This is a genomic window from Streptomyces coacervatus, from assembly GCF_029223485.1.
In the GTDB taxonomy this organism is placed as follows: Bacteria; Actinomycetota; Actinomycetes; order Streptomycetales; family Streptomycetaceae; genus Streptomyces; species Streptomyces coacervatus.
Window position 1 is genome coordinate 382,482 of sequence record NZ_JARHTP010000009.1, and the last position, 16,853, is coordinate 399,334.

The 16,853-nt window shown below is 70.9% G+C and carries 18 protein-coding genes; 12 read left to right on the forward strand and 6 right to left on the reverse strand.

Going from position 1 to position 16,853, the window contains the following annotated elements; translation table 11 throughout:
- Window positions 1–23: 23 nt before the first annotated feature.
- The 12 genes from P2Q00_RS24115 (at window position 24) to P2Q00_RS24170 (ending at window position 10,849) form a co-directional block, all read left to right on the forward strand.
- The gene (locus tag P2Q00_RS24115) at window positions 24–1,235 is read left to right on the forward strand and encodes an acyl-CoA dehydrogenase family protein (RefSeq protein WP_275774753.1); all 1,212 of its coding nucleotides are present in this window, start codon (window positions 24–26) and stop codon (window positions 1,233–1,235) included.
- Complete coding sequence (locus P2Q00_RS24120) at window positions 1,232–2,203, forward strand: phosphotransferase family protein (RefSeq protein ID WP_275774754.1); 972 nt, start codon at window positions 1,232–1,234, stop codon at window positions 2,201–2,203. Before P2Q00_RS24115 ends, P2Q00_RS24120 begins: the two co-directional genes overlap by 4 nt.
- 12 nt (window positions 2,204–2,215) lie before the next feature.
- A complete protein-coding gene (locus tag P2Q00_RS24125) occupies window positions 2,216–3,430 on the forward strand; it encodes an acyl-CoA dehydrogenase family protein (RefSeq protein ID WP_275774755.1) in 1,215 nt (404 codons plus the stop codon).
- The gene (locus P2Q00_RS24130) at window positions 3,427–4,203 is read left to right on the forward strand and encodes an SDR family oxidoreductase (protein ID WP_275774756.1); all 777 of its coding nucleotides are present in this window, start codon (window positions 3,427–3,429) and stop codon (window positions 4,201–4,203) included. Before P2Q00_RS24125 ends, P2Q00_RS24130 begins: the two co-directional genes overlap by 4 nt.
- On the forward strand, window positions 4,200–4,985 hold the full coding sequence (locus P2Q00_RS24135; protein WP_275774757.1) for an SDR family NAD(P)-dependent oxidoreductase: 786 nt from the start codon (window positions 4,200–4,202) through the stop codon (window positions 4,983–4,985). Before P2Q00_RS24130 ends, P2Q00_RS24135 begins: the two co-directional genes overlap by 4 nt.
- On the forward strand, window positions 4,982–5,845 hold the full coding sequence (locus tag P2Q00_RS24140) for an enoyl-CoA hydratase/isomerase family protein (RefSeq protein ID WP_275774758.1): 864 nt from the start codon (window positions 4,982–4,984) through the stop codon (window positions 5,843–5,845). Before P2Q00_RS24135 ends, P2Q00_RS24140 begins: the two co-directional genes overlap by 4 nt.
- 568 nt (window positions 5,846–6,413) lie before the next feature.
- Complete coding sequence (locus P2Q00_RS24145) at window positions 6,414–7,040, forward strand: TetR/AcrR family transcriptional regulator (protein WP_275774759.1); 627 nt, start codon at window positions 6,414–6,416, stop codon at window positions 7,038–7,040.
- A 109-nt stretch (window positions 7,041–7,149) separates the two neighbouring features.
- Window positions 7,150–7,500 carry a nuclear transport factor 2-like protein gene (locus P2Q00_RS24150; RefSeq protein WP_275774760.1) on the forward strand — a complete coding sequence of 117 codons (351 nt, stop codon included), beginning with the start codon at window positions 7,150–7,152 and terminating at the stop codon, window positions 7,498–7,500.
- Entirely contained in the window at window positions 7,497–7,877 is a 381-nt protein-coding gene (locus P2Q00_RS24155) for a hypothetical protein (protein WP_275774761.1), read from the forward strand. Before P2Q00_RS24150 ends, P2Q00_RS24155 begins: the two co-directional genes overlap by 4 nt.
- Window positions 7,878–7,900: 23 nt before the next feature.
- A complete protein-coding gene (locus P2Q00_RS24160) occupies window positions 7,901–8,221 on the forward strand; it encodes an EthD family reductase (RefSeq protein WP_275774762.1) in 321 nt (106 codons plus the stop codon).
- A gap of 46 nt (window positions 8,222–8,267) precedes the next feature.
- The gene (locus tag P2Q00_RS24165; RefSeq protein WP_275774763.1) at window positions 8,268–9,800 is read left to right on the forward strand and encodes a class I adenylate-forming enzyme family protein; all 1,533 of its coding nucleotides are present in this window, start codon (window positions 8,268–8,270) and stop codon (window positions 9,798–9,800) included.
- Complete coding sequence (locus P2Q00_RS24170) at window positions 9,797–10,849, forward strand: MBL fold metallo-hydrolase (RefSeq protein ID WP_275774764.1); 1,053 nt, start codon at window positions 9,797–9,799, stop codon at window positions 10,847–10,849. Before P2Q00_RS24165 ends, P2Q00_RS24170 begins: the two co-directional genes overlap by 4 nt.
- 22 nt (window positions 10,850–10,871) lie before the next feature.
- Here the strand turns inward: P2Q00_RS24170 and P2Q00_RS24175 are convergent, their stop codons facing one another.
- From P2Q00_RS24175 to P2Q00_RS24200, 6 genes are all read right to left on the reverse strand, one after another.
- Window positions 10,872–11,621 (reverse strand): SDR family NAD(P)-dependent oxidoreductase, encoded by a 750-nt coding sequence (locus P2Q00_RS24175; protein ID WP_275774765.1) that lies wholly within the window; start codon window positions 11,619–11,621, stop codon window positions 10,872–10,874.
- A gap of 46 nt (window positions 11,622–11,667) precedes the next feature.
- Window positions 11,668–12,471, reverse strand: coding sequence for an SDR family NAD(P)-dependent oxidoreductase (locus P2Q00_RS24180; protein ID WP_275774766.1), 804 nt, complete (start codon window positions 12,469–12,471; stop codon window positions 11,668–11,670).
- Window positions 12,472–12,720: 249 nt separating this feature from the next.
- Window positions 12,721–13,797, reverse strand: coding sequence for a Gfo/Idh/MocA family protein (locus tag P2Q00_RS24185; RefSeq protein ID WP_275774767.1), 1,077 nt, complete (start codon window positions 13,795–13,797; stop codon window positions 12,721–12,723).
- 2 nt (window positions 13,798–13,799) lie between these two features.
- A complete protein-coding gene (locus P2Q00_RS24190; protein WP_275774768.1) occupies window positions 13,800–14,798 on the reverse strand; it encodes a Gfo/Idh/MocA family oxidoreductase in 999 nt (332 codons plus the stop codon).
- A gap of 82 nt (window positions 14,799–14,880) precedes the next feature.
- Window positions 14,881–15,753, reverse strand: a complete 873-nt coding sequence (locus tag P2Q00_RS24195; protein ID WP_275774769.1) for a Cgl0159 family (beta/alpha)8-fold protein — start codon at window positions 15,751–15,753, stop codon at window positions 14,881–14,883.
- 185 nt (window positions 15,754–15,938) lie between these two features.
- Window positions 15,939–16,853 carry an ATP-binding cassette domain-containing protein gene (locus P2Q00_RS24200; RefSeq protein ID WP_275774770.1) on the reverse strand — a complete coding sequence of 305 codons (915 nt, stop codon included), beginning with the start codon at window positions 16,851–16,853 and terminating at the stop codon, window positions 15,939–15,941.

A 16,853-nucleotide genomic window follows, 5' to 3' on the forward strand; every position in this document is an offset into this window, starting at 1 on the left:
GCGGACCCGCTGAAAGGAGGATCATGGACGGCATACCCGGCCCGGACGAGTTCCGTGCCGAGGCCCGCAACTGGCTGATGGGCGTGGCGAAAGAGCGCGCCGGACACCGGGAATGGGGGCGCGGCGACGACTCGGTGGCCGTCTTCGAGAACTGGACCGAGGCTGAGGAGCGCGCCCACACCGACCGCATACGGGACTGGGAGCGCACCCGATACGACCAGGGCTGGGGAGCGTTCGGCTGGCCGCCCGAGTACGGCGGGCATGAACTTCCCTCGTACTACGAGCAGTTGTACCGCGCCGAGGAGGCAGCCTTCGACCTGCCGCGACGCACCGAGATCTTCCCGGTCACCCAGCAGCTCGTCGCCCCCGCCATCCGCGTCTGGGGCACGGAGGAGCAGAAGCGCCGCTGGTTGCGCGCCATGCTCCGCACCGACGAACTCGCCTGCCAGCTCTTCTCGGAGACCGAGGCGGGCTCCGACCTCGCCGCCGTCCGCACCCGGGCCGTGCGCGAAGGCGACGGCTGGATCCTGCGCGGCCACAAGATCTGGACGTCCGGTGCCCGCGTCGCCACCTGGGGCGTGGCCGTCTGCCGTACCGATCCCGAGGTACCCAAACACGCGGGCATCACGGTCTTCCTGGTCCGGATGGACGCGCCCGGCGTGACCGTACGGCCCATCCGGCAGATGACCGGCGGCGCCAGCTTCAACGAGGTCTACCTGGACGACGTGATCGTGCCCGACACCGACCGGCTCGGCCCCGTAGGCGAGGGCTGGCGGGTCACCCTCACCGTGCTCGCCGCCGAACGCCTCGACTCCGGCGGCCTCGGCCTGGACAACGCCGATCGCGCTCTCGACCTCGCCCGGCACCTGCCCCGCCCGCTCACCGGCGGCGAACGGCAGCAGGCGGCCGACCTGTTCGTGCGCACTCTCGTCCAACGGCTCACCGGGCTGCGTGTGACGTCGGCCCTGGCGGCCGGCCGCGAACCGGGCGCCGAGGCCTCGGTGGGCAAGCTCCACGCCACCGCGACCATGCGCGCCACCACCGACCTCGTCCAGCAGCTCCTCGGCCCGCGCTTGGCCGCCGACACGGGGGAGTGGGGCACGTTCGCCTGGACCGAGCACCTGCTCGGCGCTCCCGGCTACCGCATCGCCGGCGGCAGCGACGAGATCCAACGCAACATCCTGGCCGAGCGTGTGCTGCGGCTGCCCAAGGAGCCGAAAGGGGCGGCGAGTTGAGTAGGACGACCGAGGTGACCGAACTCGGGCGACGGGTCCGTGAGCGGCTCGCCGAGCGACACCCGGGCGAGCGGATCGGCGACCTGCGCACGCTGCCCGGCGGCCACTCGGGCCTCACCTACTCCCTCACGGCGGGACCGGGCTCGTACGTCGTGAAAGCGGTGCCACCGGGACAGCGCCCCGTCGGTCGCAATGACGTGCTGCGTCAGGCCCGGGTACTGAGCGCGCTCGCCGGGTCACCGGTGCCCGTGCCGGGTGTCGTCGCCGTCGACGAGGGTGAACCGGCCTGGTTCGCCATGGAGTTCGTGGAGGGCGAGGCGATCGAGCCGGTCCTCGACGAGCACCGGCTCGATCCGGGGCTGTGCCGGGTCCGGATGCTGGCCCTGGCCGATGTACTACGGGATCTGCACGGCACGACCGGAGGGGAGGCCGCCCAACCGCTCGGCCCGGCAGGGGAGTTGGACAGGTGGAGCCGGACCATGCGGGCTGTGCCACCGGAACTGCGCCCCGGGGCCGAGGACGTGCTGGACGCACTGGCCTCAGGTGTCCCCGACGGCATTCCCCCCACCCTCACCCACGGCGACTTCCGCCTGGGCAACGTCCTGTGCCAGGGCGAACGGCCGGCCGCCGTCGTCGACTGGGAGATCTGGGGACACGGCGATCCGCGCATCGACCTCGCCTGGTTCCTCCTGTTCGCCGACCATCGCAATTTCCCCCGGGTGGGCCGTGCCGTCTCCGGCCTGCCCGGCGAGGAAGAGCTGCTCACCGCCTATCTGGACGGCCGTCCAGACCCCCTCGCCTTCGACTGGTTCCGTGCCCTGGCCCGCACCAAGATGGCCGCGATCATGGGCCACAACCTGCGCCGGCACCGCGAGGGCAAGCACCACGACCCCGACCAGGAGCGGCTGCCGCCGACCATCGCGGCGATGATCCGCACGGCCCGCGACATCCTCGCCCGACGGTCCTGAAGGAGCGCCACCATGGATTTCGGACTCTCCCCGAGGGCAGATGAACTCCGCTCGCGCATGGCCGCGTTCATGGAGGAGTACGTCCTGCCCGCCGAGCACGTCTACGACCGGCAGCTCGCCGAGGCGGACAATCCCCATGAACTGCCGCCGGTGATGCGCGAGTTGAAGGAGAAGGCACGCGCCGAAGGGCTCTGGAACCTCTTCCTCGCGCACGGCGACTGGGGCGCCGGTCTCACCAACCTCGAGTACGCGCCGCTCGCCGAGCTGGCCGGGCGGTCGATCATCGGGCCGGAGGTGTTCAACTGCTCCGCCCCCGACACCGGCAACATGGAGCTGCTCGCCCTCTTCGGTACCCCCGAACAACAGGACCGCTGGCTGCGGCCCCTGCTGGCCGCCGAGATCCGGTCCTGCTTCGCCATGACCGAGCCCGAGGTGGCCAGTTCCGACGCGCGCAACATCCGCACCCGGATCACCCGCGACGGCGACGAGTACGTCGTCAACGGCCACAAGTGGTACACGTCCGGGATCCTCGACCCGGACTGCCGGCTGATCATCCTGATGGGGGTCACCGACCCGGACGCACCGACGTACCGGCAGCAGAGCATGCTGCTCATCCCGCGCGACACCCCTGGCGTCACTGTGCTGCGCGATCTGCCGATGTTCGGCTACACCGACCGTTGCGGCCACGGCGACGTGCTCTTCGAGGACGTACGGGTACCGGTGTCCACGCTGTTGGGCGGCGAGGGCGAGGGATTCGCCCTCGCCCAGGGGCGGTTGGGACCCGGCCGGATGCACTACGCCATGCGCGCGGTCGGATTCGCCGAACGGGCACTGGAGTTGATGTGCCGCCGCACCCTGACCCGCACCGCCTTCGGCGGCAAGCTCGCCGAACGGGGCGTCGTGCGCGAGTGGATCGCCCGCAGCCGGATCGAGATCGAGCAACTGCGGCTGCTGGTCCTCAAGTCGGCCTGGCTGATGGACACCTCGGGCAACGCGGCCGCCCGTACCGAAGTCGCCGCGATCAAGGTGGCCGCGCTGGAGGTCGCGCACCGGGTGGTCGACCGGGCCGTCCAGGCGCACGGCGCCGCGGGCGTCAGCGACGACACCGTACTGGCGCGGCTGTACGCGATCACGCGGGCGCTGCGGATCGCGGACGGTCCGGACGAGGTGCATCTGCGGACTGTCGCACGACGTGAACTGGCCAAGTATCCGGAGGAGTCGGCGTGAACGGACAGGAACTGGGCGGCCGGGTCGCCGTGGTCACCGGGGGCTCACGGGGCATCGGTCTCGGTATCGCCAAGGCGTACCGGGAGGCGGGCGCCCATGTGGTCATCGCCTCCCGGAAGCCGGACGGACTGGCGGCGGCGCGCGAGGAGTTGCTGCGGGTCAAGGGGGACGGCGAGGTCCACGAGGTGGTCGCCAATGTCGGGGAGCCCGCGGACGCCGAGCGCTGTGCCGAGGAGACCGTGTCCCATTTCGGCAGCCTCGACGTCCTGGTCAACAACGCGGCCACCAACCCCTACATGGGCGATCTCCTCGACCTCGACCTGCCACGAGCGGAGAAGACCGTACGGGTCAACCAGTACGGCATGGTCGCCTGGACCCGGTGCGCCTGGCGGGCGTGGATGCGGGAGCACGGGGGAGCGGTCGTCAACATCGCCTCTGTCGGCGGACTGGTCGTCGACCCGCACATCGGCTGGTACAACGCCACCAAGGCGGCCATGCTGCACATGACCCGTCAACTCGCCTACGAACTCGGGCCGTTGGCACGTGTGAATGCGATCGCGCCCGGGCTGATCAAGACCGAACTGGCCAGGGCCGTCTGGGAGCCGAGGGAGCCGATCCTGACGGCGAAGCTGCCGTTGCGCAGACTCGGGACGGTGGAGGACGTCGCGCACGCGGCCGTCTTCCTGGCGTCCGAGGCTGCGTCCTGGATGACGGGGCAGACGCTGGTGCTGGACGGCGGGGCGACCGTGCTGCCGATCGGGGTGGAGGAGTGACGCCGCCCGTCGGGGACCTGGTGGAGGAGTTGTTCTCGCTGCGCGGGCGGACCGCCGTGGTCACCGGTGCGTCGTCCGGGCTCGGGGCCCGGTTCGCCGCGGTGCTCGCGGCGGCCGGCGGCACCGTTTTCGCCGCCGCCCGGCGGCTGGAGAAGCTCAAGGAACTCGCCGACGAGGACCCGCGCATCCATCCCGTCGTCTGCGACGTGTCGCGGGAAGCGGACCGTGTGCGGTTGATGGAGACGGCGCTCGACGAGTCCGGCCGGATCGACGTCCTCGTCAACAACGCCGGCGCGCCCGGCGCCGTACGTGCCGAGGACGAGAGCGCCGACGACTTCGCGGACGTACTGGCCGTGAACCTCGTGGCGCCCTTCCACCTCGCGCGCTTGCTGGCCGAGGCACCGGTGTCCGACCACGGTCGTAGGCGATCGGTCGTGAATGTCTCGTCCGTCCTGGGCCTGGTCTCCGGCGCCCCACTGGGCGGTGCGGCCTACGCGGCTTCCAAGGCCGGGCTCGTCGGCCTGACCCGTGAGCTGGCGGGCCAGTGGGGCAGGTCCGGGGTGCGGGTCAACGCGCTCGCCCCCGGGTGGTTCCGCTCGGAGATGACCGAGGGGCTGTTCTCCGACGAGCGCTCCCGGCGGTGGGTCGAGCGCGGCACGATGCTGGGGCGCGGCGGTGAGCAGGGAGAACTGGACGGGGCGCTGCTGTATCTGGCCTCGGACGCGTCCTCGTACTGCACCGGGCACGTACTCACCGTCGACGGCGGGTGGACGGCGCGATGAGGGTCACGGTCGACATCGACGGCGACGGGCTGGCGCGGGTGGAGATGTGCCGCGGGGCGGGCAACGCGATCGACCTGGCGATGGCCCGGGCACTGCTGGACGCCGCCCGGGAGTGCGAGAAGGCGCAGGCACGGGCGGTGCTGCTCACCGGGCGAGGACGGTCCTTCTGCGTCGGCGGTGACCTCAAGGAGTTCGCCGCACTGCCGGGCGAGCGCCTGGCAGGACATCTCACTGACGTCACCGACGCGCTCCACGGGGCGCTGCGGATCCTCGCCGGGCTGGACGCTCCGCTGGTGGCCGCCGTGCAGGGAGCGGTCGCGGGGGCCGGGCTGGGGCTCGTGACGGCGGCGGACGTGAGCCTCGCAGCGAGCGACGCCGGCTTCACGGCCGCGTACACCGCGATCGGGTACACACCGGATGCCGGGGTCAGCTGGTCGCTGCCCCGGCTCGTCGGGCCGCGGCGGGCCGTGGACCTGCTGCTGACGAACCGGCGTGTGCCGGCCGCCGAGGCCCTGCAGATGGGGCTGGTGAGCCGGGTCGTGGCACCGGATCGTCTGGACGAGGAAGCCGTGCAGACGGCGGGAGCGCTGGCGCGCGGCGCCACGGCAGCGTACGCGGCGACGCGTCGGCTGGTCGGGCGGGCGCTCTCCGCGAGCCTCGACGAACACCTCGACGCGGAGGCACGTCAGCTCGCCGCCGCGGCGGTGTCCGCGGAGAGCCGGGAAGGAGTAGCAGCGTTTCTTGACGGACGCCGGCCCGACTTCTCCTGGCCGGACAGGGCGAGATCGGATGCCGCGAGCCCCGGGGTTGCGAGGCCGCCGGCCGGAGGATCCGGGGCCGCGCTGCCAGGGTCGTCGTGACCAGAAGGTGCGTGGCCTGGCTCCGCCCGGCCGGAGGGCGCGTGACGGGCCGTCGGTTGTGTGCAGGCGGGCTGGACGCCGGTGGTCGGGGGATGCGGGGCCGCGGCCCGGGTTCGTCGTGACTCGGGCCTGGACGGCCAGGCTTTGCCTGGTCGGTGGGCGTGGTGCCGGTGGTCGGGAGAGTTCGGGGCCGTCCGGCCCGGTTCGTCGCGGCGGGAAGGTGTGTGGCCTGGCTTTGGCTGGTTGGCGAGCGTGGTGCCGGTGGTCGGGAGGGTTCGAGGCCGCGCTGCCCGGTCCTCCGGGCCCGAGCTTGCGCGGCCCGGCTCCTCCGGCCGGACGGCGTATGACGGAGCTGTCGGTTCCGGGCCGGAGGGCGCGACTCCGGTGGCCGTGAGATCCGAACTCGCGCTGCCCGATGCGTCGTGACCCGTACTCGCCCGGCCCGCCCCCGCAGTCGGCCCGCGGATGACGGATCCGTCCGATCTTCGATTCGTACCCGACTTGAACTTGGGTCTACTCTCGGACGACCGGACGGTATCGGACCGGCCGTGGAGGAGAGGGAGAGGCGATGGCAAGGGCGCGGATCGTGGATCCGGAGGAGGGGCCCAGGTCGAAGCGCAGCGCGATTCTCGTGGCTGCCGTGGAGCGGTTCGGGGAGGACGGCTACGAGAACACCAAGTGGTCGGAGGTGGCCGACCGGGTCGGCATCGGGCAGACCGCGCTGTACCACTACTTCGAGTCCAAGGCCCACTGCCTGCTCACCATCATGCGCCTGGAACTCCAGCGCTCCCACGACCAGTTCGTCGAGGCCACGACCGACGAGACGGACCCGGTGGAGGAGCTGCGCGCGGCGGTCCGGGCGGCCTTCGCGGTCACCGAGCAGGAGATCCGCCAGATGCGCATCCTGCAGGCCAACATGTCCCTCCTCGCCACCCCGCGGAAGTCCAAGCGCGAGGAGACCGAGCGCGTCGCGGCCCGCCAGCTGGTGCAGATGGTCGAGCGGGACTGGACGAACCTGCTGATGCGCGGCATGTCGAAGGGCGCGTTTCCGGTACGGGACGCGCACACCCTCGGCCTCGCCGTCCTCGGCATGATCGTCAGTGTCTGGCGGTGGTACCGCCCCACCGGTGCGATTCCCCTGTCGGAGATCAGCGAGATGATCGAGGGATGCGTGGTGCGGATGGTCGCGGAATAGCCTCCGCCCCGCCCCTTGTCGGGGGCGGGGCGGCCGCCTTACAGTCAAACTGAACTGAACTCAGGTTGCTTTTTGCGGGACTCATGACGCTGAGGGAGAGCGATCGGCAATGGTGCTTCGCGAATACATGGCCAGGATGGACGGCCAGGACCCGGAAAAGGCCCTCGAACTCCTCGAACCCGGCTTCCGGTTCCTGATCGTCCTCCCGAGCGGCCAACGGACCGGCATGTCCCGCGCGGACTTCGCCGGCTACATCGCCGGGCGGAGCGCGGTGGACCGCAGGCACGAGATCGTGCGCTACTCGGTCGACGGCGACGTCGAGACGGCGTACGGCTTCGTCGTCGACGGAGGTGTGACGACCGGGGCCTTCCTGTCCGCCGTACAGGTGTCGCCCGCCGGGCTGATGGCCCGCTACCAGTCCTTCTTCACCCCCGACTTCGACCTCGTGGACCGGCCGTGAGCGCGCCGGCCACGTCCGTCGCCCCGTTCCTGACCACCTGGTTCGGGATTCTGGACAGCGACGACGCCGACCGGATCCTCGACCTGATCAGCGACGACTTCACCTTCTCCATCGTGTTCTCCACCGGGGGCGACGCCGGCACCGACTTCCACGGCGGTCGGGCCGAGATGGAGGGCTACCTCGCCCAGCGGGAGGTCGGCGTGCGCACCCACCACCTGCTCACCGCGTCCGCCGTCGGCCGGGACGAGCTGTACCTCGGCGAGGTGCGCAGGTCGGGCGTACCGGAGGCGACGTTCGTGGCCTCGGCCCGGCTGGACGACGCGGGCAAGGTGCGACGGCTGCTGATCGGGCGCTCGCCCGCGGTCCTGTTCACCTGAGAAGGCGTGATCGAGGAGGCACGATGTACAACCTCGTTCTGGTGGCCGGCCGGCCGCCCGAGTGGACCCATGAACGGTTCATCGACTGGTGGCGCGGTGAACACGCCGAACTCACCCGGCAGTTGCCCGGCCTCAGGGCCTGGCGGCACACCGACATCGACACGGCCCTCGAACCGCGCTCGGAGGGCTGGGACGGCGTCTCCGTACTGAGCTTCGACACCGCCGAGGACCTGCGCAAGGCGCTCCAGAGCCCGGAGTGGGCGGCGGCCGTCGCACAGGTCGGCGATATGCGCGGACGCCGGATCGCCGTCATGGGCGGCGAGATGGAGATGTACGCGGGCTGAGCACACCGGGGCGTGGAGCCCCGTTCGCAAAGAGGCGAGGAAGTGGATGCGACAGACAGTGCGGGAGTTCTACGACCGGTCCGAACAGGCCGACTTCACAGCCGTCGTCGACGACCACGGACACCACGGTGCGCGCGAGCTCCTGCGGCGTGCGACCGAGCTGGCCGACGCGATGACCCCGGACGGCACGCCGGGCGGCACCGTGCTCCTCCAGGCCGACAACTCGTGGCGCACCGTCGCGGCGACCCTTGCCGTTGGGCTGACCGGCGGGGTGCTGGCCCTGGTCAACCGGCATACGACGCCTGCCGAGTTCACCGCTGCCGTGGAGGACATCCGGCCGGACGTCCTGATCGCCGAACCGTCCGCGATCGAGGAGTGGGGCGGCGGCCGGGCCCTGCCGGACGCGCTGCCGGCCGAGGCCCTCGACGGCTGGACGGTGCGTGCCGGCCGCGGCCCGCGCGATGTCTCCCGCTGGGCCGGCGGCACCCTCATCGGACTCACCTCCGGCTCCACCGGACGGCCCAAGGGCGTCGTCCAGTCCGAGAGCGCTCTGCGGTACGCGTGCTCGTGCACGATCGACGTCAACGGCCTGCACGACGGCGACGCGGTGGCCGCCGTGGTCCCGCTCTCCTCGACCGCCGCCTACTGCTTCGGGGCCTGTCTCTCGCTCATGCTGGGCGGACCGCTCGTCCTGTCCGGCCGCTGGGACCGCGAGGAGGCGCTCGCGCGGATGGCCGCCCACGACGTCCGGTGGACCATGTGCGTGCCGACCATGGCCCTCCAGATGGGCTCCGCCGCGGCCGGTTCGAAGGTCCTCGACGGGGTCCGCTCGATCACCGTCGGCGGCGGTCCCATGGACCGTGGGGCCCTCGCCCGTGCCGAACGCTCGCTGGGGACGACCATCCTGCGCGTCTTCGGTATGTCCGAGTGCCTCGGGCACACCTCGCCCCGGCCCGACGACCCCGAGGAGATCCGCCTCGGCCGTGACGGACGGCCCTTCCCCGGCACCGATCTGAGGGCCGTCGCCGCCGACGGCACCGTCCTGGGGCCCGGGGCGACCGGCCGGGCCCAGGTACGTGGCCCGTCCCTCTTCCTCGGTTACGCCCGCGACGGAAAGGTCGAGCCGCCGGCCCTCACCCCGGACGGCTTCTTCCCCACCGGCGATCTGCTGGTGACGGGCGAGGACGGCACGGTCACCGTCATGGGCCGGGAGAAGGACGTCATCATCCGCGGCGGCCGCAACCTCGACATCACAGAGATCGAGCGGGCCGTCGCCGCCCATCCGGCCGTGGCCCGCGCCTGCGTGGCCCCCGTACCGGACCCGCTCCTCGGTGAACGCGCCGCCGTGCTGGTCGTGGTCGAGGACGGCAGCGGTGAACTCGGCCTCGACGAGATCACCGCGCACCTCGCCCGCACCGGCCTGTCCAAGGCCAAGTGGCCCGAATTCGCTTTCACCGTCGGCGAGTTGCCGCAGACCACCGTCGGCAAGCTCGACCGGTCGGGAGCCCGCAGGCTCGCCCACGACCTGCACGCGAAGCTTGCCCCGTACCCCGAACAACACCGGCAGGGAGATGCATGACCACCCCCACGACCCGTCCCACCCGTTTCGGCCGCGGCCGATGGGCGCAGGGCGGACCCGAGACCGTACGACCCGGGGTCCACCGCATCCCGCTCCCGCTGCCGGAGGACGGACTGCGGGCCGTCAACGTCTATGCCCTGGAGGGGCTGACGGAGGGGTTGGTCCTGATCGACGGGGGCTGGTCGATCCCCGAGTCCCGCAAGGCGCTTGAAGACTCCCTGGCCCGACTCGGTCACGATCTCGGCGAGATCAGCCACATCCTGGTCACCCACATCCACCGCGACCACTACACCCAGGCCGTCGAACTGCGCAGGCTGCTGGGCTCCCGGGTCTACCTCGGCGCCGGCGAACGGCGCGGTCTGGAACTGCTGGGGGAGCTGCGCACGGACGAGCCGGTCGGCTCCCTCGACACCCTGCGATGGGCCGGGGCCCACGAACTCGCCGAACGTGTCGCCGCGATGTACGACGACGGCTTCGACGCCACCGTCTGGGAGGCGCCGGACCGCTGGCTGCGAGCGGAGGAACTCCGTTTCGGCGACGCGCGGTTGACCGTCGTCCCGACCCCCGGCCACACACAAGGACACGTCGTCTACCTCGACCAGGCGCGAGGACTGCTGTTCTCCGGTGACCACGTCCTGCCGCACATCACCCCGTCCATCGGCTTCGAACTCGGAGGTCCCGCCCTGCCGTTGGGCGACTACCTGGACTCGCTGCACCTGATGATCAGGCTCGCCGACGCCCGACTGCTGCCCGCCCACGGTCCGGTCGGCGACAGCGTGCACGCCCGGGTGGGAGAGCTCCTGGCTCACCACGACGACCGGCTCGCCGAGACGCTGTCCGCCCTCGGCGACCGTACGCGCACCGCGCATGATGTGGCTGGAGAGCTGGGCTGGACCCGGCGCAGGGTGCCTTTCGCGGACCTCGGTCCCTTCGACCAGATGCTTGCCGTCAACGAGACGGCGGCGCACCTGGACGTGCTGGTGGCCCGCGAACGGGCCCGGCGCGCACCAACCGACGGAGTCAACTGGTACACGGCCGCGGCGAGTTAGAGCCCCTGGGCTCCCGCCCGACTCAGCGCGCCGTCCAGCCTCCGTCGACGTAGAGCTCGGACCCGGTCATGAAGCTCGCGTCGTCGGAGGCGAGGAAGGCCACGGCGGCTGCCACCTCCTCGGGCGTACCGAGCCGGCCGAGCGGAGTCCCCTCCAGCATTGCGGTCAGCCGCGGAGTGTCACGCCACAGTTCGCGCGAGCGGGGCGTCTCGATGAACCCGGGGTGCAGGGAGTTCACCCGGACACCGCGCTTGGCCCAGTGCAGCGCGGCATTCTTCGTCATCAGACGTACGGCGCCCTTGGCCGCGTGGTACGAGAACTGGGCGCCGAAGCCGCCGACCGTGCCGAAGATCGACGCGACGTTGACGATCGAGCCGCCGCCGGAGCGTTCGACGGACGGGCCGGCGTACTTCATGCCGAGCCAGACACCGGTCTGAGTAACGGCGAGGACCTGCTCCCAGGAGTCCATGGTCTCGGTCTCGACCGTGTGCATCGTGGCGATGCCCGCGTTGTTGACCAGCACGGACAGCTCGCCCAGTTTCGCGGTCGCAGAGGCGACGACCTCGCGCCACGCCGACTCGTCCGAGACGTCCAGAGCCAGTCCCAGGGCGCCGCCCCCAACCTCCTCGGCGAGTTTCTCGCAGCGATCGACGTCGAGGTCGGTCACCACGACCGCCGCGCCCTCGGCCGCCAGCCGCCGCACGACGGCGTCACCGATGCCTCCCGTGGCACCGGTCACCAGCGCCGTCTTCCCGGACAGCCTCGACTGCATCGGATCCCCTCACTTCTCGATGGTCCGCAGTTCTTCTCGGTGGTCCTCAGTCCCGTACGCCGAGCCAGGCGAGGGCGCCGCCGTCGATCACGTAGGACGATCCCGTGATGAACGCGGCGTCGTCGGAGGCCAGGAAGCACGCCAACTTGGCGACCTCCTCCGGGCGTCCGAGCCGTTCCACCAACTGCGGTGCGGTCAGTTCACGTTCCATGGCGTCACGGTCCGGCGCGGCGGCGAAGTAGTCCCGGGCGAGGGGAGTTTCGATGACGCCAGGGCAGAAGCAGTTGCAGCGCACCGGGGCCAGGTCGACGGCGGTGACCTTGGTCAGATGGATGACGCCGGCCTTGGTGACTCCGTAGGCAGGAGCGTTGGGGAAGCCGGTCAGACCGGAGACGGAGGCGGTGTTGACGATGGCAGGCCCGCGCGGCGAGCGGCGCAGATACGGTGCGGCGAACTTGGTCGTCAGCCATACCGCCTTCAGGTTGACCTCGTAGACCGCGTCCCACACCTCCTCGGCGAGCGAGTCGACACCGCGGGCCGGTTCGGCCGTGAACGCGGTCTCTGTCACCCCGGCGTTGTTGACGAGGACATCGATGCCGTCGAAGCGCTCCGCGGCGCGCGTCACCATCTCGGCGATGCTGTCACGATCGCGCAGATCGCAGACGATCGCCTCGGCCTGCGTCCCGGCAGCGCGCACCAGGTCGGCGGTCTCGGCGGCGGTCTCCTTGTTCCGGTCGGTGACGGCCACCGCGGACGCGCCCCGGCGGGCCATCTCCACGGCGATCGCTCTGCCGATACCTTGCCCCGCACCGGTGACGAGCCCGATCTTGCCGTCCAAGGAACCCCTCATGAGTCTGCTCCCGAGCGCCGTCGTGAGACCTGAACTGAACTGGCTTCACTTAGGCTGAGTCTAGAGACGCAGAGCGGTGCGCGACAAGGTCAAGGGCAGGTGCACCTCGGACACTTTCTGTATGATTGCCCGCCCTGGTGGCATGGAGTCGCGGTTGGTGATCTCCTCCGCGGAGTGTTTGTGGTCCGGTGGCGGAGACTGAACTCGATTTCAGATATGCGCGAAGGCGCGGGCTGGGGTTCTCTGTGGCTAGGCGGGGTCCGTGACGGGGGCAAGGGTGTTTACGGGCGTCGGGGAACCACCCAGCGCAATGCCGCACTGCCGGCGGATCTCGTCCATCACGCGCAGTGTGGTCACCGAGTCGTCGAGCGGACGGAGCGGCGACTGGACCCGGCCGGCGTCGATGCACCGGGCCACCTCCGCGGCCTCGAAGTGCAGGGCGTCGTGTGCGGTGTGCGGCTCGGTGTACGTCAGCTGCGTGCCGCTACCCGCCAGGGTGAGGACGAGGTCGCCGGGCTGGTAGAAGGGGCCGGGCAGGCTCAGGGTGGCGTGGGTGCCGACGACGGTGGCCGTGGTGGGGGTGTCGCCGAAGAGGGTGGTGTGCACGATGCCCTGATTGCCGGCGGCGTCGCGGAGGAGGGCGGAGGTCTGGCCGTTGACGCCCGCGGGGTGCGGCTGGGCCAAGGCCAGCACCTCGGCAGGGGCGCCGAGGATCCAGGTGGCGAGGGAGAGGGGGTAGGTGCCGAGGTCGAGGAGGGGGCCGCCGGCCAGGTCGGCGCGGAGGATGCGGTGACCGGCGGTGAAGTGCTCCCCGTATTCGGCCAGGACGGTACGGATGTCACCGAGAACGCCGGATTCGAGGATCTGCCGGACGACGTCGAACTTGGGGAGGAAGAAGGTCCACAGGGCCTCCGCGCAGAACAGACCGCGTTCCAGGGCGAGTTGAGCGATCTCGGAGGCCTGGGCGGCGTTGAGCGCGAGCGGCTTCTCCACCAGCGTGTGCTTGCCGGCCCGGAGGGCGATCCGGGCGCAGTCCAGGTGGGCGGTGTGTCCCGTGGCGATGTACACGACGTCCACGTCTCCGGCCGCCGCCAGTTCCTCGTAGGAGCCGTAGGCGTGCGGGATGCCGTGGCGGTCCGCGAACTCCTCGGCTCGGGCGGTGTCGCGGGAACCGACAGCCGTGAGGCGCTGACGGGTGTGACGCTGCACGGAACGCACAAAGCGGTCGGCGATCCAGCCGGTGCCCACAACTCCCCAGCGCAGTACGGGAGCGGCCATCGGATCCGGAGTGCGCGCGGCCGGCAGGGCGGTGGGGAAGGCGGACACGCTCAGACCTCCGGGACCTGGACGGCGACGGTCCGGCCGCCGTTCTTCATGGACGCGATGACGGCTTCGGCCACCGCGCCCGCCACCAGGCCGTCGTATGCGGTGGCAAGTGGTGAGGGACGTCCGGTGGCCACGGCGTCGGTCCACGCCTGCAGTTCGAGGCGGTAGGCGTCGGCGAACCGGGAGCGCCAGTCGGCCGGATAGCCGAGCGAGCGGGCCCGTGCCGAATCGGTCACCAGGCGGGCTGGGTTGGTGAGGGCCAGCGTGCCGTGCTCGCCCGCCACCTCGCAGCGGACGTCGTAGCCGTACCCGGCGTTGAGGAACACCTCGACACTGGTCAGCGCGCCGTCGGCGGTGCGCAGCAGCATCAGTTGCGGATCCTGCAGGCCGGTCGCCGCCGTCGTGGAGCGAGGAGCGTGCCAACTGACCTCCGTGATCGGGGAGTCGAGCAGCCAAGGCACGGTGTCGAACTCATGGATGGCCGAGCCGGTGATACTGAACTCGTTGGTCGCTCCGGGCGCGGAAGAGACCCCTCGGCTGACACAGTGCAGCAGCAGCGGCGCCCCGCAGACACCAGCTGCCAGAGCCTGCTTCAGTTCCACGTACGCGGGGTCGAAACGGCGCATGAAGCCCAGCGAGATCAGCCCTCCGCCGGCCTGCTGCTCCTCTCGTACGACGCCGATGCATTCGTTCAGCGTGGGTGCGAGGGGTTTCTCGCACAGCACCGGCTTTCCGGCCCGTACGGCGGCAACGGACAGGTCGGCGTGGGTCGTGTCGTGGGAGGCGACCACCACCGCGTCGACCTCCGGATCGGCGATCAGGGCGTACGGATCACCGGTGGCGCGGGCGTCGGGGACGGCACCTGCGACGGCGGCGGCCCGCCCCTCGTCGATATCGGCGACCACGGTCACGACGGCGCCGGAGACGTGGCGGTGCAGAGTGTTCACGTGGTCGGCGCCCATGTTGCCCGCGCCGATCACTCCTATGCGGACGGTGCTCATGCCGGGTTCACCCATTCCCCTCGCTCTGCGGACCGGACCGTGGCGTCGAGCGCTGTGGCGCCGCGACGCTGTGCACCGCGCGTCACAGCAGGCTCACCGCTTTGTCGACGGCGCCGGCGACGTCGCCGCCTGCGGGGTAGAGGAGGGAGCGGCCGACGACCAGGCCCTGTGCGGTGGGCTGCTTCAGCGCCTTGCCCCAGGAGGCGAAGGCGGCGTCGGCGTCCTTGACCTCGCCGCCGAGCAGCAGCGCGGGCAGGGTCGAGGCGGCCAGGACCCGCTCCATGTCCTCGACCACGGGGAGCTTGAGCCAGGTGTAGGCGGTGCGGCGGCCGAGTCCCGAGGCGATGGTGACCGACTTGATCACGGCGTCGGTGGAGAGGTCGTTGCGGATTTTGCCGTCCTGCCATGCCGAGAGGAACGGCTCGACCATGGCGATGAGTTGACGGTCGTTGAGCTCGTCGATCGCGTGGGCGGTGTTTTCCAGCACCGACGGCGTGGCGGGGTCGCCCAGGGCGATGCGGGTGAGCATTTTGCCGCCGTCGAAGCTCATCGCGGCGATGGTTTCGGCGTCGTAGCCGGTGAAGCGGTCGTCGATCTCGAAGACGGAGCCTGCCAGGCCGGCGCGGTTCATGGAGCCGAAGACGCTCTTGCCGTCCAGGACGCCGAGCAGGAGCAGGTCTTCCAGGATGTCGGCGGTGGCCAGTACACCGGTGACGCCCGGCCGTTCCAGGGCGGTGCACAGGCGGTCGAGCAATCGGGCGCGGTCGGCCATGGCAGTTGGGTCGCCGCCGACGCCGTTGGCGCCGCGCGCGGGGTGGTCGGCGGCGATGATCATTGCCTTGCCGTGTTCGCCGAGCAGCGAGGTGGCCTTGATGCGGCGGGCGGCGGCGGACGTGATGGCGCCGGGGTCGCCCACCCGGGCGGCCACGATCCGGCTGAGGTTGTCGGACGGCACGTCGTCACGCCTTTCGTTCGGTGGGGGTGAGTACTTGAGGGCGGCCCGCAAACCCTGTCGCGAGGCGTGCGCCGGGACGGCCACGGCCTTGGAGCGCCGTGGACCAGGCGTCCTGGGTGCGGCGGTTGGGTGGCCGCCCCGTGGACACCCGCGACAGTTACCGGTAGTTGATGCGTTCGCCGAGGTCAGGAGGCCGCTTCGCCGGCGGTCGCCACGGGTGCGGTGAGGTCCTTCTCTTCCGGGAGTTCCTCGACGTCGACGCCGCGCACCTGGGACAACTCGTGCTTGAGTGCGGCGAGTTCGGCGCCGCCGGCCATGTGGTTGGTCAGTTCCTCCAGGGTGATCTGGCTGCGCTCGGCGGAGAGTTCCATGGTGCCCAGGCGGAGCACGCTGAAGTGGTCGCCGACCATGTAGGCGTGGTGCGGGTTGTGGGTGATGAAGATGACGCCCAGGCCGCGGTCGCGGGCGGCGGCGATGTACTTGAGCACCACGCCGGACTGCTTGACACCGAGGGCGGCGGTGGGCTCGTCCAGGATCAGCACGCGGGCGCCGAAGTAGACGGCGCGGGCGATGGCGACGCACTGGCGCTGGCCGCCGGAGAGGGTGCCGATGGGCTGCTCCAGGTTGTCCAGGACGATGCCCATGTTGCGGAGTTCCTCGTCCGCGGTCTTCTTCATCTTCTCGATGTCGAGACGGCGGACGGGCCAGGGGCCCTTGGTCATCTCGGAGCCGAGGAAGAAGTTGCGCCATACCGGCATCAGCGGGACGGTCGCCAGGTCCTGGTAGACGGTGGCGATGCCCTTGTCCAGCGCGTCACGCGGGGTGGAGAAGCGCACCGGAGCGCCGTCGACGAGGAATTCGCCCTCGGTGTGCTGGTGCAGCCCGGAGACGATTTTGATGAGCGTGGACTTGCCGGCGCCGTTGTCGCCCAGCACGCAGGTGACCTGGCTGGGACGGACCTGCAGGCTGACGCCGTGCAGGGCGCGGATGTTGCCGTACGCCTTGCCCGCGTTGCGCAGTTCGACGATCGGGCGGTCCTCGTCCTCGGGCACGGTGTCCTGGAGGACGGCCCCGTGGGTTCCGGTTCCGTTGTCTGTCAT

Coding starts and splice junctions, on each gene's coding strand:
- P2Q00_RS24200 (WP_275774770.1), bottom strand. CDS start 16,853: ATGACAGACAACGGAACCGGAACCCACGGGGCCGTCCTCCAGGACACC.
- P2Q00_RS24145 (WP_275774759.1), top strand. CDS start 6,414: ATGGCAAGGGCGCGGATCGTGGATCCGGAGGAGGGGCCCAGGTCGAAG.
- P2Q00_RS24170 (WP_275774764.1), top strand. CDS start 9,797: ATGACCACCCCCACGACCCGTCCCACCCGTTTCGGCCGCGGCCGATGG.
- P2Q00_RS24140 (WP_275774758.1), top strand. CDS start 4,982: ATGAGGGTCACGGTCGACATCGACGGCGACGGGCTGGCGCGGGTGGAG.
- P2Q00_RS24175 (WP_275774765.1), bottom strand. CDS start 11,621: ATGCAGTCGAGGCTGTCCGGGAAGACGGCGCTGGTGACCGGTGCCACG.
- P2Q00_RS24115 (WP_275774753.1), top strand. CDS start 24: ATGGACGGCATACCCGGCCCGGACGAGTTCCGTGCCGAGGCCCGCAAC.
- P2Q00_RS24165 (WP_275774763.1), top strand. CDS start 8,268: ATGCGACAGACAGTGCGGGAGTTCTACGACCGGTCCGAACAGGCCGAC.
- P2Q00_RS24180 (WP_275774766.1), bottom strand. CDS start 12,471: ATGAGGGGTTCCTTGGACGGCAAGATCGGGCTCGTCACCGGTGCGGGG.
- P2Q00_RS24160 (WP_275774762.1), top strand. CDS start 7,901: ATGTACAACCTCGTTCTGGTGGCCGGCCGGCCGCCCGAGTGGACCCAT.
- P2Q00_RS24190 (WP_275774768.1), bottom strand. CDS start 14,798: ATGAGCACCGTCCGCATAGGAGTGATCGGCGCGGGCAACATGGGCGCC.
- P2Q00_RS24150 (WP_275774760.1), top strand. CDS start 7,150: ATGGTGCTTCGCGAATACATGGCCAGGATGGACGGCCAGGACCCGGAA.
- P2Q00_RS24125 (WP_275774755.1), top strand. CDS start 2,216: ATGGATTTCGGACTCTCCCCGAGGGCAGATGAACTCCGCTCGCGCATG.